The sequence below is a fragment of the Providencia sp. wls1916 genome, from assembly GCF_009706585.1.
Classification (GTDB): Bacteria; Pseudomonadota; Gammaproteobacteria; order Enterobacterales; family Enterobacteriaceae; genus Providencia; species Providencia lanzhouensis.
In genome coordinates this window covers 1-25,806 of the sequence record NZ_WLUL01000021.1, presented here as the reverse complement: position 1 = coordinate 25,806, position 25,806 = coordinate 1, and the positions used below count along the sequence as shown (strand labels likewise).

Here is a 25,806-nt window from a genome sequence, read left to right as displayed (position 1 = left end):
TCAATCGAGTGATACTGACAAAAGCGGGCTTCGGCCCGTTTTTCATTTATTAACTTAAGTTCATTAACTTATAGACCTTCTCTCTCATAACCCGACTTTCATTGGTTAACGCTTCTGCTTTTATCATATGATTATCTAAAATATCTCGGCAGTTATAACCCTGATTATTTTCCATTCGCCAATCTGCGCCATTTGATAATAATAATTCAGCAACATCTAAAGAGTGGCTATTTAAAGCGTCATGCAACGGGGTATTTCCCAAATTATCTCTCACGTTGACCATTAAACCATTACTCAGCAAAATTTCTGATTGAGCCACTCTCCCGCTTTGAGCCGCTAAATGTAAAACTGTTTTTTGCTGAGCTAACTGCATTTTTTTAATTCCCTGCCCGTATGGAGATTCCAATAATACTTTTATAAATTGGCTATTACCCGCACGAACAGATTGCATTGCCAGTTTATCAATATCACAGTGCTTATTTTTCATTGAAAGTAGCACTTTAAATTCACTAATATTTTCTTTCTTAATTGAATTTTTACAACTTTCTTGCCAATTAAAACTTTGGTTTTGCTCTACGTTAGGAAATTCATTCAACATAGAATCCGCTGTTTTATCAAATTCACCTGTAATCGCATTCCAATTATTCCATGGTTTATGTTTGCACATCATCCTAATAATCTTAACCATTGAATGTGCAATAAAGCTCCTGGTCAACAAACGGTGTGGTAACCAGTCTTTCCAAGAATTATGTTCGCTGTAAGCCATTTTGATACGGTTTCCCAACGCAGAAGGGATTGGTAACGTGTTTTGAAGTGCATCAAGCCAATCATATTGAACAGTATAAAAGCGTATCAAACCTTCATCTGCTTGTTGCTTAGCAATGTTATAATCCATTCCAATTTTATGTACTGTATTTTGTGCAAGCCCTGAAGGACTAAATGAAATACAAGGTGATTGACTCGCCAATGCGGCTATTGATGCAAGACCGCCCCCTAGAGAGTGCCCTGTACAGATAATATTACCTTTCACGGCTCGATATAGAATATTAGTTAACCCTACCGCCTGAAAGAATTGAGGTTCGTAATATCCTAGCCCTTGCCGAATATTGGCATAAAAATCGACAATATCATTCGTTCCCGCAAAGCAAATAATATACAGACCATTAAAACAACAAATATTCGATTGAAAACCTGTAAATTCATTATTTAAAAGTTCTGCATCTATGCCTAATTCATTAATTTTTGACGTGCTGAGTTTTTCTACTCCTTGAATATCACGCCAATTACTATGATAAGCACCTTGTGATAGTAACACTAAAAGATAATCTTTATTCTGCGCATCTCTTCCTAGAAACTCCTCTCTCGTAACATTTTTAGACCATTTATCACGAGGGCTACATAATGAATCCGAAAATGTATTTTGTTGATATAAATTTAAACCTTCTTCAAAAAAAGAAAGTTCGTCCTTACTTACTGTCTGCTGTATTGCTGTACTGAATGGCATAAATTCTCCCTAACAAATGCTGTATGCTGGAAGAATATTGAAATATAAATAACCAAGGGGGGAAATAATCAACTTTGTTAGGGGCAAATAAAAAAGCCATTGAGAACAATGGCTTTTAGAATTTATTAAGATAAGAGATCTATTGACCCCTTAATGTTTATTACAGGCTTTCAGTGAAAGTACGAGTAATAACGTCACGCTGTTGTTCAGGTGTTAATGAATTAAAACGCACTGCATAACCAGAAACACGGATAGTTAATTGCGGATATTTCTCTGGGTTTTTAACTGCATCTTCTAATGTTTCACGGCTTAATACGTTAACATTTAAGTGCTGGCCACCTTCTACGCGAACAGTTGGTTTCATTTCCAAAGGAACTTCGCGGCTCTCAAAAGCTCCCAATTCATCTTTAGGAACAACCTGACCTTCGCTATAATCTGCTTTCGCACACACGCAACGAGCTTCATTTGTCTCGCTATCGATTAACCAGAAAGAGTTCAGCAGTGCTGCATTGTCACTTTTAGTAATTTGAATACCAGTAATCATCTCGACCTCCACGTTCGAATCAGATTTTGATCAATCTTTGCTAACTGTTTTTAATCGCTGTTGATTGGATAATTGGTCTAACCAACCTGTTTATCTAATATATACCAGCTAGAACCCCCGGATTCTTTGATATTTATCAAATGTTTCGTATGGTAATTAACCAGATCGGTGCATCTTTATGATTTAAATCAATATTCATATTTAGACTTTTTAATTATTTTTTGTAAATTTTCAAATTAATTTGAAGTGCTTTTAGGGAGTTAGCGCGGAACAACACTTTATCTATGCGTCATGAACCAGTAAGCTACGAACTATAAAATACATCACTATGGGATCATTCATGTCAAATACGATGACTTGGCACGACGTAATTGGTGCGGAAAAATCACAAACCTATTTCAAAGAGACTCTCGCGTTTGTCGCAAAAGAAAGAGAAAGTGGAAAAGTAATCTACCCACCACAAGAAGATGTTTTCAATGCGTTTCGCTATACCGAATTAGCGGACATCAAAGTCGTGATCTTGGGGCAAGACCCTTATCATGGACCAGGACAAGCACACGGATTATCCTTTTCTGTACGTCCGGGAATTAAAGCACCGCCTTCACTCGTCAATATGTATAAAGAGCTTGAAAAAGATATTCCTGGGTTCGTCCGCCCGGGACATGGGTACTTGCTTAGCTGGGCGCAACAAGGGGTTTTACTCCTCAATACAGTATTAACTGTAGAACAAGGCAATGCGCACTCACATGCACATCTAGGCTGGGAAACGTTTACAGATAAAGTGATTCAGGCGATTAATGACCATACTGAGGGCGTGATTTTTCTTTTATGGGGCTCTCATGCACAGAAGAAAGGTCGCATTATCGATACTAAACGCCACCATGTGCTTAAAGCACCTCACCCATCACCACTTTCTGCGCATCGAGGCTTCTTAGGATGTGGTCATTTCTCGAAAGCTAATCAATTGCTTGAACAGCAAGACCGCGCACCTATTGATTGGTATCCGGTTATTCCTGAATAGATGCATTCTATAGCGATAAAATGCATTGGTGATAAAGTTCGTAGAAGTTCGCAATAGAAAAATGGGATGCTCAGCATCCCATTCTCGTTATATACCCTAAAACTATTTATGCTCTAAACTTATTTAGAAACAATGACCATTGCAGGGCGCAACAGACGGTTATTCAAGGTATAACCCTTTTGCATCACGTTAATCACTTGACCTGCACTATGATCTGGGGATTCAATCATGGTCATTGCTTGGTGAACTTCCGGGTTGAATGGCACATTTGCCGCATCAACAGGCTCAATACCAAACTTAGAAACGGCATCTAAGAACGTTTTCAACGTAAGATCTAGGCCTTCTAGCATCGCTTTGGACTCTTCGTTGTCACGATCAGCTGCCTCAATTGCACGCTCTAAGTTATCAATAACAGGCAACAATTCATTGGAAAACTTCTCAAGCGCAAACTTGTGGGCTTTTTCAATATCTTGTTCTGTACGACGACGAATATTTTCGATTTCAGCGTGAGCACGTAACATCGCTTCGCGTTCAGTTTTACGGGAAGCTTCAAGTTGCTGTTCAAGCTCAGCAATACGCGCTGCTAACGCTTGTTCTTCGGCTTGTAAATCAGCTTGTTGAGTATCAACTTCTTGCTCTGCTTGCACTTTTTGTGTTTCATTTTGCTCAGAAGCTTGCTCATCATGCATGTTTTGTTCTTTACTACTCATGAATATCTCCGCGTATTTAGCAATAATTCTATCTATGGGAGTATTATGGGGATCTAATACAGGGATTCAAGGGAAGTCATACAACGAGGAGTTAAAAAAGTATGCAAAAGGCTAAGATGACACCATCTTTACAATTTAAAACTATCGGTATTGTCGGACACCCAAGGCACCCTGAAGCACTGGCGACCCATGAACTTATCTATCATTGGCTGATTTCAAAAAATTACCACGCAATAATTGATAAACAAGTGGCTAAGGATTTGAAATTAAAAGATGCCAATACAGGAACTTTAACAGAAATCGGTCAACAAGCCGATTTAGTCGTTGTGGTTGGCGGCGATGGCAACATGCTTGGGGCCGCGCGAATTTTATCCCGCTATAACAATAAAGTTATTGGCGTAAACCGCGGTAACTTGGGTTTTTTAACCGACCTAGACCCCGACAATGCCCTTCAACAACTGTCCTGTGTTCTTGATGGAGAATATCATGAAGAGCAGCGCTTTTTATTAGAAGCTCAAGTAATCAAGGCAAATCAAAAAGCCCGTAAAAGTAGCGCCATCAACGAAGTGGTTCTGCACCCAGGTAAAGTCGCTCATATGATTGAGTTTGAAGTTTACATTGATGAAAAATTTGCGTTTTCACAACGCTCAGACGGCTTAATTATTGCGACCCCGACAGGCTCAACAGCCTACTCTTTATCCGCTGGGGGACCTATCCTTACACCAAATCTAGACGCTATTGTACTCGTGCCGATGTTCCCACACACCCTATCGTCTCGCCCATTAGTTATCAGCAGCGACAGCAGTATCCGCTTAAAATTTTTACGAACCAATATTGATTATGAAGTCAGTTGTGACAGTCAAATTATGCTACCTATACAGGATGGCGAAGAGGTGATTATAAAGCGCAGCTCGAAGAGTCTGAATTTAGTTCACCCAAAAGATTACAATTATTTCAATACATTAAGTTCAAAACTCGGTTGGTCTAAAAAAACTTTTTAAATTTTTTGCACTGCCTCTTTACTGTATAAAAAAACAGGTTAAACTGTACGAAAACACAGGTGTGTATTTAAACAGGAGAGCGCAGATGCTAACCCAACTAACCATCAATAATTTTGCTATCGTTCGTGAGTTAGAAATCGATTTTCGTAGCGGTATGACGACAATTACAGGTGAAACCGGTGCGGGTAAATCCATTGCTATCGATGCTCTTGGTTTATGTTTAGGTAACCGAGGTGAAGCCAACATGGTTCGCCCTGGTGCTCAACGTGCCGACTTATGTGCTCGCTTTTCACTGTCTGATGCTCAAATGGCAGCAAATTGGCTCATTGAGCATCAACTTGATAATCAAAATGAATGCTTACTGCGCCGCACCATCGCAACCGATGGGCGCTCTCGAGGCTTTATTAACGGTGTCTCCGTTCCCCTATCACAATTACGTGAACTTGGCGCATTACTGATCCAAATTCATGGTCAACATGCTCACCAGCTATTATTGGATAATGATCATCAACAATCCCTACTTGATGCCTATGCTAATCAGCAAGAATTACTCGCTCAAATGAAGCAAACGTGGCAAAAGTGGCATGAGTCCTGTCAGCAATTAGCTGTTTTTCAAAAACAAATGCAAGAGCGTGAATCTCGCCAGCAATTGCTGGATTATCATTTAAAAGAGTTAAATGAGTTCCTACCCGTTCAAGGGGAGTTTGAGGAAATTGATCAAGAATATAAACAACTTGCTAATCACGGGCAATTTTTAACTATTGGGCAAACAACAACACAAATTCTGACAGAAAGTGACGATGCGAACGTTATCAGCCTTCTCAATATGGCAAAAAATGAGCTTTCTGATTTAGTTGCTCTGAATCCTAAATTTTCAGGGTTATTGGATATGCTGGAAGAAGCGGCCATCCAAGTTAGTGAAGTCAGTGACGAAATTAAACATTACTGCGATCAATATGAATTAGACCCAAATCGTTTATTCGAATTAGAGCAGCGAATTTCCAAACAAATTAGTTTGGCACGTAAGCATCACGTCACACCTGAAGCCCTACCTGAACTTTTTCAACAATTAGTTGAAGAACAAAATCAGATAGCTAACCAAAATGAAGATTGTGAAGCTTTAAATGCGCAGGTCATTGCTGACCACCAAAAAGCGTTAGAATGTGCAGAACGTTTACATCATGTACGTCTGCATTATGCACAAGAGCTCAGCCAGCTAATTACCAGCAGTATGCACCAACTTTCAATGCCTCATGGTCTATTCACGATTGATATAAAATTTGTTCCCGAACATTTGCAAATTGATGGCGCCTGCAAAGTCGAATTCAATGTCACCACTAACCCAGGACAGCCACATCAAGCATTAGCGAAAGTCGCATCAGGTGGTGAGTTATCTCGCATCGCTTTAGCCATTCAAGTGATCACCGCGAAAAAAATGGATACTCCAGCTTTAATTTTTGATGAAGTGGACGTAGGGATCAGTGGTCCAACCGCCGCTATCGTCGGGAAATTACTCCGTGAACTTGGTGAGTCCACCCAAGTTATGTGTGTAACTCACTTGCCTCAAGTTGCAGGCTGCGGTCATCACCATTTTTATGTTAGTAAAGAAACGAACGGTGTGGAAACCGAGACTCATATGCAGTTACTGGATAAAAAATCTAGATTACAAGAACTTGCACGGTTACTCGCTGGTTCAGAGGTAACAAAAAATACATTGGCTAATGCAAAAGAGTTGCTCGCAGCTTAAATTTCGACAACTTTTTTTATCTCCTGTTGTCTTAGAGTCGATCTGGAAGGTTTTAAATTGTATCAATGTCGATTATCATTGATGTTCTGACTCCAAAAGGAATGAGATATCCATGCGTTATAAATTGTTAACTGCTGCAGCACTATCATTCGCATTAATGTCCACGGGCTGTTCAATGATGGAACGTCTTGTCTATCATCCGGATATTAACCAAGGTAACTACCTAACGGCGAAAGATGTTGCGAAGATTAAAAAAGGAATGACACAGCAACAGGTTGCTTATGCTTTAGGCACGCCAATGATGACTGACCCGTTTGGTTCTCAGACTTGGTTTTATGTTTTCCGCCAAGAGCTGGGGCATGACCCAGTGAAGCAAGAAACATTGACGCTGACGTTTGATCGCAACGGTATCCTGACAGATATCAAAAACGAAAAAAACCTTGAAGCACAACAAGCCATGGAAGCTGGTGAAGTTAAAGCATCAGAACCAAAAGCAGCGGAATAACACCCTATATAGCGTAATGCTTGAGCGTGTATAACTTGAGTATATAAGTAACTACCTGCCCAATTATATGATGGGATAACAAACAGGTAGTTACTTTAGTGCTTTTATTTATCCCTTTATAGCTTCTCGCCAATACTCCTCTACGTTCTAGCCTATCAATCGACGCATCCATCGCACCCGCAAAGAAAAAACCTATATATTTGAAACAAAAAAACCGAGCTTTCACTCGGCTTCATATCATATAGATACGTTCACTACGCAATATCTTATTTATTATTCTCTTTCGATTTTTCAGCTCGCTTGCGGCGTAACTCTTTCGGGTCGGCAATCAATGGGCGATAAATTTCGATTCTATCCCCTTCTTGAACGACATCACCCAATTTCGCAGGCCGACTATAAATGCCCACTTTATTTTTCTTTAAATCGATATCTGAACGCAACGTTAAAATACCCGATGCAATAATTGCATCTTCAATCGTGGTTCCTTCTGCAACTTTTACAGGAAGCAAAAATTGCTTTTCAGGTAATGCGTAAGTCACTTCAATATTGATGTCAGACACGGTAAACGACCTTAGCACGAGATGTAAATGCTTGAACCATATTGTTGGCCAGCTCTTTGAATATTTTACCGAATGCCAACTCAATCAGCTTATTCGTAAATTCAAAATCAAGATGAAACTCAATTTTACAGGCGTCAGCACTCAAAGGAATAAACTGCCATCCCCCAGATAGAGTTCTAAAAGGACCTTCAACTAACTGCATTTGGATACGTTTATTATCTTCCAGCGCATTTTTAGTAATGAAGGTTTTGCTAATTCCCGCCTTTGAAACCTCAACTGATGCCGTCATTTCTTCTGAATTTTGGCTAATGATTCGGCTTCCAACGCATCCTGGTAAAAAACTTGGATATGAAATCACATCATTCACAAGTTTATACATTTGTTCTGCGCTAAAAGGGACTAACGCAGAGCGACTAATCTGTGGCATATCAATTCCTATCCCCAAAAACTGCGCATATAATAGCACCATTGATGGGTTACTCAAAAAACAAAACCCGTGCAGGGCAAGAAATGCACAATCGCAAAAATATCAGTGTTGAACGATTTCATTCAACGCATCTTAACGTATAATGAATGAACTATGACAAAGAAAAAACCATATAAACCCGGTTCAGCAACAATTGCTATGAACAAACGTGCTCGCCACGAATATTCTATCGAAGAGGAGTTCGAGGCGGGTTTATCCCTACAGGGTTGGGAAGTTAAATCATTACGTGCGGGCAAAGCCAACATTGGCGATAGCTACGTTTTACTGCGCGATGGTGAAGCCTATCTGTTTGGTGCCAACTTTACACCACTGACAGTCGCATCATCCCATGTTGTCTGCGACCCAACCCGCAGTAGAAAACTACTTCTTAATCAACGTGAATTAGATACCCTTTACGGTAAAGTTAACCGCGAAGGCTATACTGTCATCGCTCTTTCCTTATATTGGAAAAACGCGTGGTGCAAAGTGAAAATTGGCGTCGCCAAAGGTAAAAAAGCCCACGACAAGCGTTCTGATATCAAAGATAGAGAGTGGCAATTAGATAAAGCACGTATAATGAAACATTCTAATCGCTAAGTCCTAGCTTTATAGAGTTATTTTCTGTTATACTGCACTCACAACTTGGGGCTGATTCTGGATTCGACGGGATTTGCGAAACCCAAGGTGCATGCCGAGGGGCGGTTGGCCTCGTAAAAAGCCGCAAAAAAATAGTCGCAAACGACGAAAACTACGCACTAGCAGCTTAATAACCTGCTTAGAGCCTTCTCTCCCTAGCCTCCGCTCTTAGGACGGGGATCAAGAGAAGTCAAACCCAAAAGAGATCGCGTGGATACCTTGCCTGGGGTTGAAGCGTTAAACTTAATCAGGATAGTTTGTTGGTGGCGTGTCTGTCCGCAGCTGGCAAATGAAATTAAAGACTAGACTAAGCATGTAGTACCGAGGATGTAGAAATTTCGGACGCGGGTTCAACTCCCGCCAGCTCCACCAAATTATCTTCTAAGGACGTCCAAAGAAGACTGAAAAGCCCGCTAACTCAATGAGTTGCGGGCTTTTTTATGTCCTACGCCGTCCTATTTTATCCCACCCAAGCTAATTCCTTTAGGCCCATTGATAGGCCCAACGAAAAGAACTAACATCTTTGTTGGGCCTAAACGCATGGAGATTTTTCATGGCAAGAAAAACTAAGCCATTAACCGATACCGAAATCAAAGCAGCTAAACCGCAGGACAAGGACTATCAGCTGTATGATGGTGATGGACTCACACTGTTAATCAAATCTAGCGGAAGCAAGTTATGGCAATTCCGTTACTACCGCCCGTATACAAAACAAAGGACCAAACAAAGTTTTGGGGCCTACCCTGCTGTCACACTTTCAGACGCTAGAAAACTTAGAGCAGAGTCTCGCTCATTACTGGCAAAAGATATTGATCCTCAAGAATACCAAAAAGATCAAATAAGAAACTCTCAAGAGGCCAAAACCAATACCTTTCAACTTGTCGCTGAACGTTGGTGGGAAATAAAGAAGTCCACCGTAACCGAAGATTACGGTAACGATATTTGGCGTTCACTTGAACGAGATGTGTTTCCCGCTATAGGTGATATCAGCGTTACCGATATCAAAGCCCATATATTGGTTCAAGCAATACAGCCCGTTCAAGCCAGAGGTGCATTAGAAACTGTTCGTCGCCTTTGTCAGCGTATCAATGAAGTCATGATCTATGCTCAAAATACTGGCTTAATTGATGCCGTACCAAGTATCAACATTGGTAAAGCTTTTGAAAAACCCAAGAAAAAGAATATGCCAAGTATTCGCCCTGATCAGCTACCAAAACTCATGCAGACAATGCGTACAGCTAGTATTAGCCTATCCACTCGATGCTTGTTTATGTGGCAGCTACTCACCATCTCACGCCCTGCCGAAGCCGCTGAAGCTCGTTGGGACGAAATCAACTTTGAAACCAAAGAATGGAAGATACCCGCAGCCAGAATGAAGATGAACCGTGAACATACCGTTCCGTTATCTGACGCTGCTTTAGCTATCTTAGAACTAATGAAACCACTCAGTGGTAATCGTGAATTTATTTTCCCTAGCCGTATCAAGCCTACCCAGCCAATGAACAGCCAAACTGTCAATGCTGCATTAAAACGCGCTGGGTTTGGTGGTGTATTGGTTTCTCACGGTCTTCGTTCAATAGCCAGTACCGCACTCAATGAACAAGGCTTCCCTCCTGATGTAATTGAAGCAGCCCTAGCCCACGTTGATAAAAACGAAGTTAGACGTGCTTATAACCGCAGTGATTACTTAGAGCAAAGACGCCCTATGATGCAATGGTGGGCTGATTTTATTGAGGAAGCAGATAGGGGGAGTATTATTGAAGGAGGGATAAGAGGGATATCGCTAGTTAGGTAATTTGCATGTATCAGCTCTAATCTGAGCGGGTACTATAACAACACAGAGTTATATATCATCCAGATGTCGGCTCTGTGCCAAAAGTGGACGCTGTTTACATTATGGTAGGGAACAGGTCAGATACTCTATCCTGTCGACACGGAAAGAACCTATATAGCACTTTGACTTAGGTTTCCTTTTCTGTATATATACTAGAAAAGGGAAACAATAAATCAGACATAGAGATCACTACAAGAACGCAAAAAACACTTTTCCTGAATAATGGAATTAGCGTCGTGTTTTGCTTCGTTTGATGTGTTCTTTGAAAAAAGCCCTTTAGACTAGAAGGCCTTCCCTAAATGTAGAAAGTAGCAACAATTACTAAGGTGCACATAGCCGCAAAATCGCTTACACTAGTATAAAAACTGATGAGAAAAAAAATGGATACTTACCCAAAATTTCCCAAAATAAAAAATTTAAGAGTTAACGGGTTTTATGGCTACAAAGATATTTTTATGGAATTTAAAGATGTAACTGTGATTGTTGGTAAAAATGGCATGGGTAAGACTACTTTGCTGAAATTGATTCATTCATTACTTATTAATACAAGTGATGAATATTTAGTATCAATATGTAATTTTGCAGAATTATCCTTCACCGATGATGAATCGATAACTTTCGGTGGTCTTAATGATGAGTTCAAAAGAATACTACTTGAAAAAGCAGTTGATGATAGAATTGATGAAATACAAAAAAATAAAAAATTAAAATCAAAAAAAACAAATAGCATCAAAAAAATAATAGCAGATATGGTTTTCAATGATTTATTTATAAATAATAAATTAAGTGACACATTAAAAATGCATAAGGATGCTATTTTTTACACAGAGAAAACTGAAAAATACATTAGAAATGAACTAAAGATAAGATATATATCTACAGTAAATATATCTTTCAATGCTGAGAATAATGTTGATGTTGGCAATAGCATTTCAACCAATTTACTTGACCTTGCTACAAATAAAGAAATGATTGAGCTATTAAAAAATGACAATCGATTATATAAAGATGCATTTTTAGAGCAAGTTAATATAATGTTGAGTGATACTAATAAGCAGTTTTTTACTTCAGACAATGAGTATTGGGTTTTTGATAAGAACACAAATAAAAAACTTACATTAAGCCAGTTGTCTTCTGGAGAACGACAATTGATTTACATATTAGCTACTGCTGCAAATATTGGAAACTCACCAGCTATTTTTCTAATGGATGAGCCAGAGATTTCATTACATTTAAGTTGGCAAGAAAAAATTCTTGATGTGCTGCGTAAAATAAATAATAACATGCAAATCATTATTGTAACACATAGTCCAGCAATTGTCATGAATGGGTACATGGACTCTTATGTAGATATTAAAAATATTGTCATGAGGTATAATCATGAATGATTTTGATTCCATTAGATCAAATCGTGATTTTCTAAATGCATATAATTTATTTACCTCATCTGTTCCAGCAGGCTTTCTTTATATTGAAGATGCCTCCGATCGTTTGTTTTGGGAACGGCTTGTTAAATCTGTTTGCCCTGGAAGATATAGAGTTATGCCCTATTCACAGGGGGGGGCGGAAGCGAAACGAAGCCTTGAACGCGAGTATATGAATCTTCATCAGGATTTTATCGTTGGGGTTGATAGTGACTATGACTATTTATGCAGCAATAGAAATGAATTTGCAGAACAATTAATCACCAATCAATTCGTACTTCATACATTTTATTACTCTCGTGAAAGTTATATTAACTCACCGGAAGCCATTGGTAATATCCTTGAGTGCTTCCACTTACATAAATATCCAGAGAATCAATTATTAACTTCTTTAGCGAAATATTCAGAAATTATTCACCCTGCTCTTTGTCTTTTTTCATGGTTACATAATATTGAATGGCAGTTGCATCCGGAAAATTTATTTAATATGGCTATTCGTTTGCCTGAAGGTTCCAAACTTCTCAATGAAGATCTTACAGAAAATGATGATACTATAAATGCAGTTAAACAAAGAGTTGATGAATATATTTATACATATAGTAGCCAAGTGAATGACCCTCAGGGTTATAGCTCACATCTTGAGCAATTAATGTTGCGTGGAATAAATAAAAGTAATGCTTATTTATTTACAGATGGCCATTATCTCTTAGATGGAATATTACTTCCAATTTTAAAAATGGTTATCATGGTAGGTCAAAAACAAGATAAAGCTTGGGTAGAGCAAAATTATAGAGGTGAGGCAATTAGACAAAGAAAAAATCAGGTTGTTAATCATTACAAAGACAATTGTAATACAAATACTTTAGTTTTCCAATGCACAGCATACCATTCAGGTGATTTCTGGCAGCGTATAACTGAAAAAATGCGAAAAATTATAGATGTGCCATAAACTCATTTATTATATGATAAGTTTTTGATGAATTATTCATTTCAAAAAACCGTAAGATTATTTATATCTAAAAATAGGAATTATTATTTAATAAATTTTAAAGGAGGCTATAGATAGATGCGTTGTTATTTTGGGACTAAATAGCTGCGTCAGATAATAGCTCACAAAAAGGCTCACAGGTATACTGAGATACTGAACCGAGGATAAACAGTTACTGAAGTTCCTGGATTTTATGTTGTGCGCGTTCTTCCGGCGGTCGCGGGATAAGCTATTACATATTGAACGGTATTGAAGGGGTAAATTTGTTATCTACCGGCTGCTCCTAGCGCTGGCTGTTTAAGACCATCTGTGCATTGTTGCAGGAGTTAATAAAACTGGCACCAGGAGACCTCGGCTATCAGCATTCACACTGGCGCACAGAGCCTCCGGCTATAAAAATTAATGAATTAACCAATATCATATTCATACTAGGACACTACGCTTCAGGCATCTTCCTGCAGGAATAGTCTGGCACAGAACAGCACCAACCCTGGGTATCCGTGAACCACATAAAGAGGAAAAAATCGTTTCAATCAATTAGGCTCTCAGGAAATGCAGTGCAGTACTTCCGGTCTTTTATGAAAACGAAGCCAAAGTCGGCGTTCATCTTAACCCGAAAATCGGCTCGAACTGACAGTTACGTAGTCAGCAAAAACGTGGGGTCACTCCGGAACAGAATGAAAAATATTATCAGGCAAGAGCGTTACACAGAGAAACTGGTAAGTCAGTTATGTCGGTGGTAACAGTAAAAGTTCGGTGTTGTTTATCAGTCTATTGAAGTATCTGAAATTCACCTACTGAAGAGCAAAAACCATCGCACTTGTTGTTGATAATTATATCATTCATAAGAACCGTAAAACGGTGTGCTGGTTAAAAGTCAATCCGAAGTTCAGGGCTATTTACCAACCTGCATATTCACCGTGGATTAGTCATATAGAATAACTATGGCAAGCTTTTTATGACAATAACGCGAAATATCAGTGCTGGACAATGTGGCAGTTACTGAAAAAGCAACACAGTCGCTAGGTTCATATCGTTGGCTATAAACACATAAAAAGCTTCTTACATTTTGATATTATCTTCTTAAAAATAAAGAGATAGCAAAGCAGTATTCTTAAACTAAATGTGTAGTGGTATTAGCAAGTGAAAACGATAACTGTCGTTATAGTGCTTTTAAGACGGGATTCATTGAGCATCGCCTCAGATTGGCTCTCATTACTCATGAACAACAATAATCTTACAGAAAATGTCGTGACCCATTTTTTAAAGACGCTCTCTGCTGCAGCAGATTATGTCCCTTTTTTCTTTACATGTCAGCTCCTCGCTCAGATCAGACTGTCAGGCTTAGTCATGTTCTACCAACAAAGCCTGTCAGTTCAAGTCTGAGCTAATACCACTCAATCAAACTTGACTTGTTCCAAAGTTTCGATAGCCAGTATTCAATTCCTTTGTATACACTTTAGCCAAATAGGTTATTCGTAATAAGAAATAAAGGTAATTGTAATTACGATTCTGAGCATCCTGCCTATCAAATCTAAATGAATGGTTTTCATGAAATTCAGCTAGTGGTGCATAGTAAGGAAACTCAAGCTCCAATGCACTACACCATGCTTTCTGAATCCTTATAGCCATATTATTAGCATCACTATTTCTATAATCACCTAAGTATCGATAAGCATCGCCATTGAACAATAAAACTACGTGATAGTGATAATGTTCACTTTCCTTACGTTCCTTTGCCCAGATATAGGCTGGTAGCGTCGGCTCACCAGTTCTGCCTGAACGTTTATGGTCTGCGCGAAGCTGACTTTTCAATGACTCTATAAACCGAGTAATCGCTTTTTCATCTACTCGCTGGAAACATAAAGGTAAATCAGGCTCGTCTTGAACATGGTCTTGTGCGAACCTTAGATCTGTACGAATAGCGAATATTCGGTTATGTTTTGTTAAACTGTCATATATCACTGCTAACGATTTACATAAGATAGCACCATCAATCTCAGAGCCATATTTATTATTAGCTTCTAAAATCAGATTATTTAATTCAGTTTTAGTTAATTCATATAATGACATCATAATATTTCCACCAATACCAATCTTATATAACTCAATAATAGGTAATTCAAAAATTACCCATGCGTATAACTTACAGCTCTATTAAGAGTTATAATCAATTGGTCTTGCTATAATTTAAATATGTAATATATATTACATATACCAGCGTGAATAAATAATAAACTTACATAGCAATATTGCTAAAAAGCGCTATACGCCTAGGCTTTAATAAAATATTACCAAATAAAAATATCTAAAATTACTCTGAAGTTATATCAATCTTTTTAACTTACTCAATCCAAAACATGGATATTGGTCTATAGGTAAATTAATTCTTTTTGCAAGCTCCATTGCGTCCATTTTTGCCCCTATAAATCTGATATAGCTTTTCCCTTCATGCTCAAATTGTTGAATCATATCGTTATCTTCGAGCTTTTTTAAAGCAGGTATTAAACGATCCGAACGTCTAAGACAAAATGGTCCTTTTTTAATAATATCATTTCGCCTAAAATCATAAGATTTATTGCTCACTAAATGTTCTTCTAGCCATAATACCAATTTTTCTGTGTCGCTAAGTTCCCTAAAATAATCTACTTTTTCAATAAAGTGATTAATATACCATTCAGCAATATGTAAAGCGGATACTAATACTTCCTTAGTCACTATTGTTGAATTTGGTGTTATAAATATTTGCATCACTGCGGCGATTCTTGCTGCATGCTCCATAAACCGCGCGGCATAATCATCATATGAGTATAATTCCCCTCCTATTTTCATCATTTCTCGTACATTTTTTTGATATTCATCCCATATTTTTTGAGCTTCTGGTTCAAAAGTAATACAGGTACGCTCTTCATTTCGTTCTCTACGTTCAATTCCTGCTTTTAAATGTTTAGCTAGAATAGATGAGAAATTATTAAATACTAATTCATCCGGCTGAGCTAGAACACTGATATCTGCTAAATCTGGAATGTTATCTAAATCAACTATTAAGCAGCGAGGTAAAAAGCCTGACGCCCGAGTCTTTTGCCCTTTAGCATCTAAATACTTGTCAAATAACATTGGTTGTAGCAATAGCACTATTCCAAAGCGAGCATCTTTAATTGTGAAACCGTCGCTAGATGCCCTAGTGACGGTTTTTGTCTCTCCACACCAAAGGGCATTTAACAGGGGGGTTTTTCGAAATAGACTTCCATCAAACAATTCCCCTGCCTCATCTGACATAAGCATCACTACTGGATATCCCAAACCTAATTCCTTTACGAGCCCTTCACTCGTTGTATCGTTAATTATTAATCGTTTTCTAACAGGTTTTACTGGTCTTTTTAAGATGTGTTCATTCAATTCATTTTCAGCCGTATTAGCATCATCCCCTAACTTCAAAGCTGCTTGGTATTTTTTATTGTATGCACTAAAAGCACTTTCCCAGATCATATTCCCACGTTCATAGGTGTCTTTTTCAGCATCAAACTCTTCCTCTAATTTTTTATCTATTTGCCCTAACTTTTCCGTCAACAAGCGATATACTGTTGTTTTTCTCATTCCAGACCTAGCAAGTACGATGCTAAAGATAGATACTGGATGCTGTATTCCACCTTTATATTTGACATCGAACATGTCCTGACAGGACTGAGCCATAACGCCCAACATTGTAGGAAAAATAACCTCAGCTGCTGCGCCTGTTTTAGCGTGGATCTCAACAATCAAATCTTGAAAATATTTTGGTAATACATCTAGCTTGAAGCACAGTTCTTTTTTTTGTTTAGACATTTCATACCCCTTTATTAATTCAACTAAGCAATTCGTGAAACTAACCATTTTTCAATAGATGCGTACTGCCATCCCACCGATGCGGCACCAAGCTTGATAGGCTTAGGGAAGTCTTGGTCGTAGTATTTCGACCGAGGATTGAGCTTTTCATAAATACTTGATCTGGATATACCAAGCATTACCGTTAACTCTGTCATTCGCAGGATACGTATAGGTAAGTTTGATTGATTTACATTTTCTTTTGGATTCAGCATTTCGTTCTCTCTTATCAGCTTTGTTTACATGCTTCGACTTTGCCATAAGTTATGAGAAAATAACTCGTAAAAATCCCGAGACCAATAGAGAAGAAAATGTATACACACAAGTTTGCCAATATAATGATTGATGTCTGTAAAATTCTAGGGTTACTATCAAAAGAACTTGACAAGAAAGAATTGCGGAACCACACAGATTTTATATCTCATCAAAAATTTTTAGATGATGCTTATAATGGGATAATCGAAATTATCGATCATAATAAAGTGATAAATAAAGATAAAAGGAGGGAATATTTTTATAAATATGAACAACTATATAATCAACTAAATAGCGAATTTATTTTATCTAAATTGTCAAAAAAAGAAATAATAAAAAAACTTACTGAGATCACTATTCCAGCAATTATTGCTCTAGATATGCATATAACACTCAACACTTCATCTAAAGATAACCCCATTCATTTCTATAGTTATATTGAGGCCTTTCTATTCAGTGACTGTTATCCTCACAATTTACATGATCCTAAAGAACTCCCAAAAGGAGTTAGAAAGTATCTTAAAAGAATTATCAAAAACATGAAATTTCCATTAATTATAGATACAAAGCTACTTGAGATCCAAATTGGAAATATCAGAGCCAGTGCAAATCAAAATACAAAAACGTTCATCCAAAAAATAAAAATTTGCAAATTAAATGCAAAACGTGCAAATTTAAATTATGATGATGCGTTTGAAAAAATAAAAATGGCATATACTTCCTTAAATTCAATGCTGACATTTCAAAATGAAACATATTTAGTACAATTAGTAAAAGATTATTATGAAAAAATAATAAATGAAAATACCCCTTTAAGTCCTCCATTAAAGTCTTTATATGTATACATATATAAATATATATATAATGAAGGGAACGTTAAACGCTGTTCAGATGAAATTATTTCTTATGCAAAGTTATCTAATATAAAAGACGAACCACTACATGCTAGATATGTTATTCGAAAAATAAATGAAATAGTTTATGTATATATATTACGTAAGAATTATACTGAAAATGATTTTCTTAACATTTATAAAAAACTAAGTGAGTGTAAGCAATACCCCATATTTCATACGTATGAACAATTTTTAGACATTTTATATTTACTAAGGCACCAAAATTTAAATGAAGCCTATAGACTTATAAATGGAATGGACTTAGGCGAAATCCAATCAAATAAATTAATATCTTCAATATCAATCATAAAGCTTGCACTAAAAATAAAACTAGAGCCAAAAAAAATAAAAAATGGTTCATTAATACCATTAATAAATCCTATTTTAAATAATCAAAGTCCGTATTTTAGTTATGCATTCTTAAGGCCAGAACAACTAAAAAACCCTATTATTTCAAACTCTAACAATATGATAATAATGCGTTCAATTAAATTATATAACGTAATGATATATAAAATAAGTAGCCTAGATGGTGATAATCCTGATGAGTTTTATCCTCACGCGATTTCAGGTTTTCTCAATAAAATTAGCATCACTGCAACTAAATTGAACCATGCCATTAATAATCTAAAAGAACCGCTTACAAGCCAAAATCTCGCAAAGTACATTTTACATAATAAAACATTAAAATTACAAGAGGTTACGAAAAATTACTTTAATATCATTAAACATTCCAATCTATATAATTGCCTTGATTGTATGTCAGTTTTATTTGATTTATTAAGAGCCAATAGCGAAGGTAACAATTTAAGAAGTTTACTTCCTTATACCGATGATATATCAGAAAAAATTTATCAAAGAAAAGTTATAATATGCAATGCATTGGTAATAGTAGAAAACGAATTACGTAAAAATATATAAATTTTATCTTTTAGATCTCAGCTACAATTGCTACATGTAGCAATTGTAGCTGAGGTTATAAGTTATTTTCCTTCTGTTTCCACTAAAAAAACCAGCTAAATATTCAATCCCCTGCACAACCACACTTTATATATTAATTATACTTATCAAATCACTGAGTATTTTGGAGTAGCCTAATGTAAGCTAGCAATACTAATTTTTAACTGTTATATTATAATTAATCTAGACAACCTTATTATTTTTATGTTTATAAACAGTAAGTATTTTAACCAACTCTCTAGCAACAGCCTCTACCACTTTAACACATACGGAATTACCAAATTGTTTATAAATTTGGCCTTGTGATACAGCATCAACAATATAGTTTTTGGGAAAGCCTTGGAGATTTGCACATTCTCTAGGCGTTAGTTTTCTTGGATTTTTACCAAGATGACTTTGGTCAATTAATATCTCAGAACCATCTTTATAATAGCGAGCACTAATTGTATTCGTATATTCGCTTTCGGAATTAAATAATGTATACCCAAAACCATTTCCTTTCATCTTGTGCTCTTCTTTTCTTTTTTTATGTCCATTCCATAGTTGATCAGAAATAGTATATTTGTCTTTACCTATTTTTTTGATCTCGGCTTCTAATTCTTCCTGTGGTTGAAGAATATCTCCAACTCGAGTGTCAGATTTTGGTGGAATAGGCCATTTAAATAGGCTAGCAAAGTCTATATCTTTAAAATAATCCCTGTCATAGCCTACGATGAAAATTCGTTCTCTATTTTGAGGGATGCCAAAATCTGCAGCGCGAAGTATTTTAAAATCAACCCAATAATTAAGTTTTACAGAGAGTGCATGGCGTGCTTCTTCACTCATTGGAACATCATCAGGTATAGCCTGATTATGCTTCCCTTGTAATATGTTAATTATAGTTTGTAGTGTTCGGCCTTTATCGTGGCTTTGAAGTTGCTTTACATTCTCTAAGAGGAATGCTTTCGGTTTTTTTTCTGCAAGTATCCGCTGTATCTCAAAAAACATTGTTCCTCGAGTATCGTTAAAACCTTGCTTTAATCCAGCTTGTGAGAATGCTTGACAAGGGAAGCCACCTAATAAAATATCATGGTCAGGAATATCTTTTGCTGAGATTTGAGTGATATCTCCGTTCGGCATTTCTCCATAATTCGTTAAATACGTTCTTTGAGAAAATTTATCCCATTCGGATGAAAATACACAATGCCCATTAAGATTTTGGAATGGCAAACGTATCCCTCCGATCCCTGCAAATAAATCAATAAATGTAAAATCAGCTTCTTCTAAAGGTTTTTGTTTGAAGGGAGCATTTTTAAAATGTTCGGCTAACGATGTTTCTAAATCGAGTATGTTCTGCCATTTCGCTGGTGTTGGTTTGTGTTCCCCACTTTCCCAGCCCCTAATTGTTCTCTCTCCTGTAGATGACATACCTAACAGATTTGCAAATTCAGTTAACCCTAATCCAAGGCTTTCTCTCATTTTTCTGATATATTCAGGTTTTGAATCAATTAAAGTTGTCATTATAGTCATGCCCATGTATCCGCTTTTAGACCCGGATTTTACAACTGTATAAATAAACATGCAATAGGCCCATATGTACAATCAAACAATTAATTCATTTGTTGATGATATCCAACAGATTGAAAGCGAGATGAGCGTATCTTACCTACCACTATCTCCTGGATTTAAATTTTCTAATACAGGAAGAAGAAAAGGTGTAAAATTTTTCTATGTATCATTAAATCAAATGATTACGGTATTAATCGATATAAACAACTCTTTACCTGAGTTTTTACCATATAATACCTATGAGGAAACTAGATGGAGAAATTTATTTAGCAATTATATTACTGATGATATTGTAAATGCGTTATCAACTGTACAAACGCTTCCATTATTTAGTTTAATTAATAAAATCATATACAAAGCTAATAAGTTGGATGTAAATTTTAGTGATAAGCAAATGCCATTAAGTAAAGAGCATTTAAATGTTGCTATAGCTTATTTAACTTCACAAATTGCTGATGAAGATAGCTATATTGCATCCCTTCAGGTAAAAAGTGATTTTATTACAAATGCTTCCCCTATTTTTAGAAAATTCACCAGCAATAATATTATTTTTTATGGCGCACCTGGTACAGGTAAAAGCCACCAGCTTAATGAGCTAACAGAAAGTGATAGAAAAATTGTTACCGTTTTCCATCCTGATACACAAAATTCAGATTTTATTGGTTCTTTGAAGCCAACAAATGTAAGTGGTTCTGTTACTTATGCTTTCAGACCCGGCCCTTTTACCACAGCATTACTTGAAGCACTAAAGAATCCAGAACAAAATGTTTACCTAGTTATTGAAGAAATTAATCGAGCACCTGCTGCTGCGGTATTTGGTGAATTGTTTCAACTCTTAGATAGAGAAAACGGGGCAAGCAAGTACGAAATTGATTTCACTGATCCTGATATGCAGGCTTACATTAATGAGGAACTTAAAGCTGTGGGTCTAGATGAACGTTCCAAATTATCAATACCTGCAAATTTGTCTTTACTTGCAACTATGAATAGTAGCGACCAAGCAGTTATGCCTTTGGATACTGCATTTAAAAGACGCTGGTCATTTAGATATATGAAGCTAGATTTTGAGAACCCTGCAGTTAGTTCACAAAACCTGCGAATTATGACTACTCAAGGTGTTTATTATATCACTTGGAAAGATTTTGCTAATAAAGTGGTCAATCATCAACTGAAAGAAATGAAAGTTCCAGAAGATCGCTTAATCGGCCCATTTTTTCTCAATAGTACTGAATTATCAAATAGTGAGACATCTAATGAAGCAATCAGCGGTAAACTGTTTGTGTATCTCTGGGATGATGTATTACGTCATAAGGGACGGAATATCATTTTTGATAAAAATATTGGTACATTTGGTGAATTACATGAACAGTTCATTGAGGGTAAAAAACCTGTTTTCAGCGAAGTAATTGAATCTCTAATTATCTCGAATGGCAACACGGCTGATGATACTACAGGGGTTACAGAAGGAGATGAGTAACCTTCAATTTTACAGAGATCGTTCTATCATCAGTCAGTTACCTGATGAATTGTCTTGTAAGATGCGTGAAATGGGGTTAATAGCCCCAGATCATTATAAGGTTCGTTTTTGTGGTTTCTTTTCTTGGTCTGGGACTACAGCAGTTTTCTTGCCAGTAAACAGCGCATTAACAGATAATAAAGAGTTAGCCGCTCATTATTTGTTCCAGTCATTAAATCGTTACTATTCAGACAAATTAACAGGTATACAAGATACTGATGGTGATACATTGATTGGGGGAAATTTAATTTTTACTTCAATCAGTATATTTGAAGACTATATAACAAATGGTTTATATGTCAGGAGGCATAAAATTCAGTCGGTTAATAAAGGCAAAACAAACTGGTCCCGTACAGTATCTCGACATATGCCATTTATATCCAACTCATCTCCTGTTTATTTAGAGCTTGAATCATCTCAGATAAAGAATATATCAGATAGTGAAACCGCTAGGATCCATGCTGCAATCATTAGAGACATTAAGAATAAATTTGGTGTGCTTATAAATGGTGAAGAGATTCATTTTGATGTAAATCTAGAGGAAATGCCTGTCCCCTCCGGCGACCAAGAAACTCAACTCGCTCATTTAAATCGTGAACTCTCTTTAAGTTATTCTGAACGAGATATTAACTTAATCAGATTATTAAAACGATATATTGAAAACATAGATGGTATGAACAATAACATATTGATAATAGGTACTCGTCATTTTCAGAATGTGTGGGAGAGCATGCTACATAAAGTGCTACTCGGAGAAAAAGCATACAATCAAAAATTACCTGTTCCTTATTATCTACAAAACTCTAAATATCATGAGGTTGCAGAAAAAGGGCAAAGAACTGATATAGTCATTAGTGACAAGTCTAATCAACGAGTTGCCGTCGTCGATGCTAAATATTATACCGCTTTGACACCAAAAGATGCCCCCGGTTGGCCTGATTTAGTTAAGCAATTTTTTTATGAGAAAGCTGTCAAATCTACAGTAAATCATGATGTGAAAGTTACAACTCATTTTGTATTTCCTGGAGTAGAACAAAAATTAATATCGGCTCATGTTGGGAAAAGAGGACAAGGGGGAACTGATTTATTTATTGCTGAATTAGAATATCCTGTTATTTATTGCCATTATTGTGAACCAATATCTGTAATGAAAGCCTATATTAATCATAAAATTTTAAATGAATTTAAAAAGCAAATTTTTGAAGCTTAACTGTATGTTAAACTATCGTTTAATTATTATTGAACAATAATCAAACGGAAGCTTAAAAAATTTCAGATATATATTATTAACTTGAATAGTAACAATGATTCTTTCAAGGAAGTAATATGAACGAACATCCTGAATTAGGAAAGGTTATTTCTGCCTTTCCTGCTTCATTTAAAAATCTGTTTTTCAACCAACTCAATCACCTAATCAACTATTCCCCAACCATCGGCCTAATGGGTAAAACAGGTGCTGGAAAATCCAGCTTAATCAATGCTCTCTTCCAATCCCAGTTATCACCTGTGAGTGATGTATCCGGCTGTACACGGCACGCCCAACGCTTCAGTATGACGATGAACAATCACACGCTTACCTTTGTGGATTTACCCGGCGTAGGTGAAAGCCTTGAGCGAGATAAAGAGTACCACCAGCTCTATCGTAACTTATTGCCAGAACTAAATTTAATCATCTGGGTACTCAAAGCCGATGATAGGGCATGGTCTTCTGATGAACAATGTTATCGCTTTCTCACTGAGCAATTTGGCTACCAATCTGAACGATTTCTGTTTGTATTGAATCAGGCCGACAAAATAGAGCCCTGTCGCCAGTGGAATGAACTGAGCCACCAGCCATCCCCTGAGCAATCGGCTAACTTAGTCTCCAAGCAACAAACCGTGATAACAGCATTTAAACCGCATCATCCTGTAATGGTTGTATCTGCAATCGAAAACTATCAACTCACTGAATTAGCAGAGCAATTAATACAGGTATTACCAGCAGAGGCTAGTAGCGGCGTTGCTAGGCAACTGAACAACACTTACCGGACGCAATCTGTAGAAACTTCGGCACGTAACGATTTTGGGCAATGTATCAGTGATATTGTTGATACTTTAATCGACATCGTTCCGTTGCCACCACTGATAAAAAGTACGATTGGTACGGTCAAAAACAGCATCGTTTCCGTCGCTAAATCCCTGTGGAGCCTATTCTTTTAACCTCCTACGTTAACTCATTATTTATCACTCTCAGAGCCAGTCCTTAACGGGATTGGCGCTTTTTTATTTCTTTTTATTAGAGTATCAACTTATGAATCATTCAACTGAATCCGCTATCACAATGGAATTAGTCCCTGATGAACAACGCCTTGATTTTTGGTTCAACCATTTTGGTGCAGTAAAAGGTTGGGCCACCTTTGAAGTGGTGATCTTCACCACGATGGGGCAATTCTGCGACGAATATCATGGCGGTTACTGGGAGTACGGCGTGCTCAGTAATGGAGGTGCCTTTATCTACCCCGATATCAACGCAGACACCTTAACCCTATTCAATATGCACAACGGCAATGAAGCCACCGTGAGTCAAAAAGCGGCAGGGATTGCGGTGTGTCTGATCCTGTACAGCATCTGGTCATTCCAAACGGAAAGCGAAGTCATGTGCGACCGCTTTTATCAGCTGCGCGACTACGCTGCAGAACATCCCGAATCCGCTGCCATTTTCCATTTAATTGATTAATCAGGAGTCTATCATGAGTTTATTAGCTTCGCGTTTTGGTTCTGCTAACAGTATTCGCCGTGACCGTCCACTGACCATCGAAGAGTTATTCCGTACTGTACCGAGTGTGTTTTCTGAAGAAAAGCACGATTCCCGCAGTGAACGCTATACCTACATCCCAACCATTATCTTGTTAGATAGCCTGCAAAAAGAAGGCTTCTATCCGTTCTTTGCTTGCCAGACTCGGGTGCGTGATATCAGCCGTCGAGAGCACACCAAGCATATGTTGAGGCTGCGTCGTCATGACCAAATTACAGGCGTACAAGTGCCTGAAATCATCTTACTTAATAGCCATGATGGCTCAAGCAGCTACCAGATGTTACCGGGACTCTTTAGAGCCGTCTGTTCTAACGGTTTGGTGTGCGGTGATGTGTTAGGGGAAGTGCGAGTACCCCATAAAGGGGATGTCGTGGGGAAAGTGATTGAGGGGGCGTATGAGGTACTCGATACGTTTGAGCAAGTGGCTGAAAAACGCGAAAGTATGCAGTCGTTATTGTTACCCCCACCAGCCCAGCAAGCCTTTGCTGAAGCGGCTTTGACCTACCGCTTTGGTGAAGAGTTCCAGCCCGTCACTCGAGAGCAAGTTCTACAGCCTCGACACTTTGAAGACAAAAAAGAAGACCTCTGGACGGTGTATCAACGTCTACAAGAAAACCTGATTAAAGGGGGATTATCAGGCAGAACTGCAAAAGGTAAACGCGCTCGTACTCGTTCGGTGAATGGGATTGATGGCGATATCAAACTCAATAAAGCCCTCTGGGTGATGGCGGATACCTTATTTAACCAACTCGCCCCTCGCCAACCCAACTAATTTTCCCGCCCTGACAGGTTGTGTCGTTACGCCTTACATTCTTATCGTTTAAATAAACAGAATAACGTTATTTATCAATGAGTTAATTATGGCGATTTTTCACTAAAAAGCCGAATGAGAATTTTTCCCAACAGACATAACCTGTCAATCTCCTAAGTTAAACTCCCTCACTTCTTAATTTCCTAACGTCTGTTATTGAGAGCAATACGTTATGTTTCAGACCAACCGAAAATATGACCGCATGGCTGTGCGACTCTCTGC

At 37.4% G+C, this 25,806-nt stretch carries 23 protein-coding genes, 1 other RNA gene and 1 pseudogene; 16 read left to right on the top strand and 9 right to left on the bottom strand.

The genetic code is table 11. The annotated features are described in order from the left end of the window. Nucleotides 1-49 precede the first annotated feature (49 nt). Together GKR61_RS14870 and grcA are read right to left on the bottom strand one after the other, a co-directional pair. Nucleotides 50-1,504 (bottom strand): ankyrin repeat domain-containing protein, encoded by a 1,455-nt coding sequence (locus GKR61_RS14870; RefSeq protein ID WP_154639884.1) that lies wholly within the window; start codon nucleotides 1,502-1,504, stop codon nucleotides 50-52. A 160-nt stretch (nucleotides 1,505-1,664) separates the two neighbouring features. Continuing rightward, nucleotides 1,665-2,048 carry an autonomous glycyl radical cofactor GrcA gene (gene grcA, locus GKR61_RS14865; RefSeq protein WP_108478520.1) on the bottom strand — a complete coding sequence of 128 codons (384 nt, stop codon included), beginning with the start codon at nucleotides 2,046-2,048 and terminating at the stop codon, nucleotides 1,665-1,667. A gap of 340 nt (nucleotides 2,049-2,388) precedes the next feature. On the opposite strand from grcA, the gene ung reads away from it, so the two are divergent. Continuing rightward, entirely contained in the window at nucleotides 2,389-3,069 is a 681-nt protein-coding gene (gene ung / locus GKR61_RS14860) for a uracil-DNA glycosylase (protein WP_036949415.1), read from the top strand. Between the two features lie 119 nt (nucleotides 3,070-3,188). On the opposite strand, the gene grpE is transcribed toward ung, so the two are convergent. Beyond that, nucleotides 3,189-3,779, bottom strand: a complete 591-nt coding sequence (grpE, locus tag GKR61_RS14855) for a nucleotide exchange factor GrpE (RefSeq protein WP_036949413.1) — start codon at nucleotides 3,777-3,779, stop codon at nucleotides 3,189-3,191. A gap of 116 nt (nucleotides 3,780-3,895) precedes the next feature. Here grpE and nadK point away from each other — a divergent pair, with 116 nt between their 5' ends. From nadK to bamE, 3 genes are all read left to right on the top strand, one after another. Continuing rightward, nucleotides 3,896-4,780, top strand: a complete 885-nt coding sequence (gene nadK, locus GKR61_RS14850) for an NAD(+) kinase (protein WP_195848396.1) — start codon at nucleotides 3,896-3,898, stop codon at nucleotides 4,778-4,780. A gap of 85 nt (nucleotides 4,781-4,865) precedes the next feature. Then, nucleotides 4,866-6,527 (top strand): DNA repair protein RecN, encoded by a 1,662-nt coding sequence (recN, locus tag GKR61_RS14845; RefSeq protein ID WP_154600239.1) that lies wholly within the window; start codon nucleotides 4,866-4,868, stop codon nucleotides 6,525-6,527. Nucleotides 6,528-6,639: 112 nt separating this feature from the next. Then, nucleotides 6,640-7,032 (top strand): outer membrane protein assembly factor BamE, encoded by a 393-nt coding sequence (gene bamE / locus GKR61_RS14840; RefSeq protein WP_036949409.1) that lies wholly within the window; start codon nucleotides 6,640-6,642, stop codon nucleotides 7,030-7,032. 266 nt (nucleotides 7,033-7,298) lie between these two features. On the opposite strand, the gene GKR61_RS14835 is transcribed toward bamE, so the two are convergent. Together GKR61_RS14835 and GKR61_RS14830 are read right to left on the bottom strand one after the other, a co-directional pair. Further along, on the bottom strand, nucleotides 7,299-7,592 hold the full coding sequence (locus tag GKR61_RS14835) for an RnfH family protein (RefSeq protein WP_108478517.1): 294 nt from the start codon (nucleotides 7,590-7,592) through the stop codon (nucleotides 7,299-7,301). Next, nucleotides 7,585-8,019 carry a type II toxin-antitoxin system RatA family toxin gene (locus GKR61_RS14830; protein WP_036949406.1) on the bottom strand — a complete coding sequence of 145 codons (435 nt, stop codon included), beginning with the start codon at nucleotides 8,017-8,019 and terminating at the stop codon, nucleotides 7,585-7,587. The genes GKR61_RS14835 and GKR61_RS14830 overlap by 8 nt, the downstream gene beginning before the upstream one ends. Nucleotides 8,020-8,172: 153 nt before the next feature. On the opposite strand from GKR61_RS14830, the gene smpB reads away from it, so the two are divergent. The 6 genes and pseudogenes from smpB to GKR61_RS17760 form a co-directional block, all read left to right on the top strand. Beyond that, nucleotides 8,173-8,655 (top strand): SsrA-binding protein SmpB, encoded by a 483-nt coding sequence (smpB, locus tag GKR61_RS14825; RefSeq protein ID WP_006814817.1) that lies wholly within the window; start codon nucleotides 8,173-8,175, stop codon nucleotides 8,653-8,655. Nucleotides 8,656-8,702: 47 nt separating this feature from the next. Beyond that, nucleotides 8,703-9,066, top strand: a transfer-messenger RNA (tmRNA) gene (gene ssrA, locus GKR61_RS14820). Nucleotides 9,067-9,247: 181 nt separating this feature from the next. Beyond that, nucleotides 9,248-10,489 (top strand): integrase, encoded by a 1,242-nt coding sequence (locus GKR61_RS14815; protein WP_154639883.1) that lies wholly within the window; start codon nucleotides 9,248-9,250, stop codon nucleotides 10,487-10,489. Nucleotides 10,490-10,908: 419 nt separating this feature from the next. Further along, on the top strand, nucleotides 10,909-11,916 hold the full coding sequence (locus GKR61_RS14810) for an AAA family ATPase (RefSeq protein WP_195848395.1): 1,008 nt from the start codon (nucleotides 10,909-10,911) through the stop codon (nucleotides 11,914-11,916). Beyond that, a complete protein-coding gene (locus GKR61_RS14805) occupies nucleotides 11,909-12,901 on the top strand; it encodes a DUF4435 domain-containing protein (RefSeq protein WP_154639881.1) in 993 nt (330 codons plus the stop codon). Before GKR61_RS14810 ends, GKR61_RS14805 begins: the two co-directional genes overlap by 8 nt. Nucleotides 12,902-13,131: 230 nt before the next feature. Then, nucleotides 13,132-13,966, top strand: a pseudogene (locus GKR61_RS17760) (IS630 family transposase); the annotation flags it as partial. Between the two features lie 375 nt (nucleotides 13,967-14,341). On the opposite strand, the gene GKR61_RS14800 reads toward GKR61_RS17760, so the two are convergent. From GKR61_RS14800 to GKR61_RS14790, 3 genes are all read right to left on the bottom strand, one after another. After that, nucleotides 14,342-15,016: an inovirus Gp2 family protein gene (locus GKR61_RS14800; RefSeq protein ID WP_154639880.1), complete on the bottom strand. Its 675-nt coding sequence runs from the start codon at nucleotides 15,014-15,016 to the stop codon at nucleotides 14,342-14,344. A gap of 249 nt (nucleotides 15,017-15,265) precedes the next feature. Next, a complete protein-coding gene (locus GKR61_RS14795) occupies nucleotides 15,266-16,765 on the bottom strand; it encodes a YfjI family protein (RefSeq protein ID WP_195848394.1) in 1,500 nt (499 codons plus the stop codon). Between the two features lie 23 nt (nucleotides 16,766-16,788). After that, nucleotides 16,789-17,019: a helix-turn-helix transcriptional regulator gene (locus tag GKR61_RS14790; RefSeq protein WP_154639876.1), complete on the bottom strand. Its 231-nt coding sequence runs from the start codon at nucleotides 17,017-17,019 to the stop codon at nucleotides 16,789-16,791. A gap of 96 nt (nucleotides 17,020-17,115) precedes the next feature. Here GKR61_RS14790 and GKR61_RS14785 point away from each other — a divergent pair, with 96 nt between their 5' ends. Then, nucleotides 17,116-18,876, top strand: a complete 1,761-nt coding sequence (locus GKR61_RS14785) for a hypothetical protein (protein ID WP_154639875.1) — start codon at nucleotides 17,116-17,118, stop codon at nucleotides 18,874-18,876. Nucleotides 18,877-19,098: 222 nt separating this feature from the next. Here GKR61_RS14785 and dcm read toward each other — a convergent pair whose 3' ends face one another. Continuing rightward, the gene (gene dcm, locus GKR61_RS14780; protein WP_336426639.1) at nucleotides 19,099-20,424 is read right to left on the bottom strand and encodes a DNA (cytosine-5-)-methyltransferase; all 1,326 of its coding nucleotides are present in this window, start codon (nucleotides 20,422-20,424) and stop codon (nucleotides 19,099-19,101) included. Nucleotides 20,425-20,488: 64 nt separating this feature from the next. On the opposite strand from dcm, the gene GKR61_RS14775 reads away from it, so the two are divergent. From GKR61_RS14775 to GKR61_RS14755, 5 genes are all read left to right on the top strand, one after another. After that, nucleotides 20,489-21,940 (top strand): McrB family protein, encoded by a 1,452-nt coding sequence (locus GKR61_RS14775; RefSeq protein ID WP_154639873.1) that lies wholly within the window; start codon nucleotides 20,489-20,491, stop codon nucleotides 21,938-21,940. After that, the gene (locus GKR61_RS14770; RefSeq protein WP_195848393.1) at nucleotides 21,933-23,189 is read left to right on the top strand and encodes an LlaJI family restriction endonuclease; all 1,257 of its coding nucleotides are present in this window, start codon (nucleotides 21,933-21,935) and stop codon (nucleotides 23,187-23,189) included. Before GKR61_RS14775 ends, GKR61_RS14770 begins: the two co-directional genes overlap by 8 nt. Before the next feature lie 116 nt (nucleotides 23,190-23,305). Then, on the top strand, nucleotides 23,306-24,178 hold the full coding sequence (locus tag GKR61_RS14765) for a GTPase family protein (protein WP_154639869.1): 873 nt from the start codon (nucleotides 23,306-23,308) through the stop codon (nucleotides 24,176-24,178). Between the two features lie 91 nt (nucleotides 24,179-24,269). After that, nucleotides 24,270-24,695 (top strand): antirestriction protein, encoded by a 426-nt coding sequence (locus GKR61_RS14760; protein ID WP_154639868.1) that lies wholly within the window; start codon nucleotides 24,270-24,272, stop codon nucleotides 24,693-24,695. A gap of 13 nt (nucleotides 24,696-24,708) precedes the next feature. After that, nucleotides 24,709-25,545, top strand: a complete 837-nt coding sequence (locus tag GKR61_RS14755; RefSeq protein ID WP_154639866.1) for a DUF932 domain-containing protein — start codon at nucleotides 24,709-24,711, stop codon at nucleotides 25,543-25,545. Nucleotides 25,546-25,806 lie beyond the last annotated feature (261 nt).

Bases quoted from the DNA above. Each gene is read 5' to 3' on its own strand.
- GKR61_RS14870 (WP_154639884.1), bottom strand. From the start codon at position 1,504: ATGCCATTCAGTACAGCAATACAGCAGACAGTAAGTAAGGACGAACTT.
- grcA (WP_108478520.1), bottom strand. From the start codon at position 2,048: ATGATTACTGGTATTCAAATTACTAAAAGTGACAATGCAGCACTGCTG.
- ung (WP_036949415.1), top strand. From the start codon at position 2,389: ATGTCAAATACGATGACTTGGCACGACGTAATTGGTGCGGAAAAATCA.
- grpE (WP_036949413.1), bottom strand. From the start codon at position 3,779: ATGAGTAGTAAAGAACAAAACATGCATGATGAGCAAGCTTCTGAGCAA.
- nadK (WP_195848396.1), top strand. From the start codon at position 3,896: ATGACACCATCTTTACAATTTAAAACTATCGGTATTGTCGGACACCCA.
- recN (WP_154600239.1), top strand. From the start codon at position 4,866: ATGCTAACCCAACTAACCATCAATAATTTTGCTATCGTTCGTGAGTTA.
- bamE (WP_036949409.1), top strand. From the start codon at position 6,640: ATGCGTTATAAATTGTTAACTGCTGCAGCACTATCATTCGCATTAATG.
- GKR61_RS14830 (WP_036949406.1), bottom strand. From the start codon at position 8,019: ATGCCACAGATTAGTCGCTCTGCGTTAGTCCCTTTTAGCGCAGAACAA.
- smpB (WP_006814817.1), top strand. From the start codon at position 8,173: ATGACAAAGAAAAAACCATATAAACCCGGTTCAGCAACAATTGCTATG.
- GKR61_RS14815 (WP_154639883.1), top strand. From the start codon at position 9,248: ATGGCAAGAAAAACTAAGCCATTAACCGATACCGAAATCAAAGCAGCT.
- GKR61_RS14810 (WP_195848395.1), top strand. From the start codon at position 10,909: ATGGATACTTACCCAAAATTTCCCAAAATAAAAAATTTAAGAGTTAAC.
- GKR61_RS14805 (WP_154639881.1), top strand. From the start codon at position 11,909: ATGAATGATTTTGATTCCATTAGATCAAATCGTGATTTTCTAAATGCA.
- GKR61_RS14800 (WP_154639880.1), bottom strand. From the start codon at position 15,016: ATGATGTCATTATATGAATTAACTAAAACTGAATTAAATAATCTGATT.
- GKR61_RS14795 (WP_195848394.1), bottom strand. From the start codon at position 16,765: ATGTCTAAACAAAAAAAAGAACTGTGCTTCAAGCTAGATGTATTACCA.
- GKR61_RS14790 (WP_154639876.1), bottom strand. From the start codon at position 17,019: ATGCTGAATCCAAAAGAAAATGTAAATCAATCAAACTTACCTATACGT.
- GKR61_RS14785 (WP_154639875.1), top strand. From the start codon at position 17,116: ATGTATACACACAAGTTTGCCAATATAATGATTGATGTCTGTAAAATT.
- dcm (WP_336426639.1), bottom strand. From the start codon at position 20,424: ATGACTATAATGACAACTTTAATTGATTCAAAACCTGAATATATCAGA.
- GKR61_RS14775 (WP_154639873.1), top strand. From the start codon at position 20,489: ATGTACAATCAAACAATTAATTCATTTGTTGATGATATCCAACAGATT.
- GKR61_RS14770 (WP_195848393.1), top strand. From the start codon at position 21,933: ATGAGTAACCTTCAATTTTACAGAGATCGTTCTATCATCAGTCAGTTA.
- GKR61_RS14765 (WP_154639869.1), top strand. From the start codon at position 23,306: ATGAACGAACATCCTGAATTAGGAAAGGTTATTTCTGCCTTTCCTGCT.
- GKR61_RS14760 (WP_154639868.1), top strand. From the start codon at position 24,270: ATGAATCATTCAACTGAATCCGCTATCACAATGGAATTAGTCCCTGAT.
- GKR61_RS14755 (WP_154639866.1), top strand. From the start codon at position 24,709: ATGAGTTTATTAGCTTCGCGTTTTGGTTCTGCTAACAGTATTCGCCGT.